Origin of the sequence: Neisseria sp. HMSC15G01 (assembly GCF_001808255.1) — a bacterium.
In the GTDB taxonomy this organism is placed as follows: domain Bacteria; phylum Pseudomonadota; class Gammaproteobacteria; order Burkholderiales; family Neisseriaceae; genus Neisseria; species Neisseria subflava_A.
The window spans coordinates 1-932 of sequence record NZ_KV792690.1; the positions used below are offsets into that span (position 1 = coordinate 1).

Here is a 932-nt window from a genome sequence, read left to right on the forward strand (position 1 = left end):
ATCGGTTGCCAATCAATCACTTGATCTAACTTTAGCAATGGGAGGCGGTCGATGTGCTTGGCGATCATGACTTGTGCGGTTTGCCTGAAGAAGGTGCTCATGAGAAATCCCCTAAATGTCTTGGTGGGGATTTAGGGGATTTTTGGGGGATTTTGCAAAGGTCTCTATTTGCGTTATTTTTTGTGCTCCTTGCATCTTATCCGAATGATGTATATGTACAACATATTTTCATGATATGTGAAAAATCTATACAGAATACTTGCATTTAAATTTCATTTTTTTACAATGGAGGGTGCAACTTTCTTCAAGTGACTATCACCGTTAAGACCATGCGGTGTCCCTTTTTCAGTTTACGGGGAAAGAGAATCTTGAATAACGTCCCTACACCCACCACAAAAAGGTAAAAAACATGAAAAAATTCAACGTTAAAGCATTGAGTTTGGCTATTGCGGCAGCTGTGGTAAGCAGCGCAGCGGGCGCGGCTGAAAGAGATCTGGGTTCAATTCCCGAAAAGGCACAAAATGCTATGGCATTTCAGACCGTTTTTGGTGAAAACACCAAATTCGATCAAGATACTGGGAAATTCACTTTTGACAAGGAGAGTTCAGCCCTGTTGTTGAAAACTATGGAGCTGGAGCAGGCAGTTAATGGCTTTGCTGCCGGCAGCAACTTCGTCGCTACTAATGAAGATGGCAGCAAAACCGTCCGTGAAGCTACACAAGCAGATGTTGAAGCTGACGGCTTTGGCGGATTGGGTTTGAAAGAAGTTGTAGCTGCACACGATGAGGCATTGGGTGACTTGACTGAAACCGTCAACGACAACAGCGAAGCATTGGTAAAAACTGCAGAAGTTGTTAACGCCATCAGCGCAGATGTAAATGCTAATAAAGCAGCATTGGAAGAGCAAAAAGAAGCTAACGAAGGCTTCAATA

2 pseudogenes are annotated in these 932 nt (G+C 43.2%); one reads left to right on the forward strand and one right to left on the reverse strand.

The features are described from left to right. Nucleotides 1-101 (reverse strand): annotated as a pseudogene (locus HMPREF3139_RS10955) (IS5 family transposase); the annotation flags it as partial. Between the two features lie 308 nt (nucleotides 102-409). Here HMPREF3139_RS10955 and HMPREF3139_RS08460 point away from each other — a divergent pair. After that, a pseudogene (locus HMPREF3139_RS08460) lies at nucleotides 410-932 on the forward strand (outer membrane insertion C- signal); the annotation flags it as partial.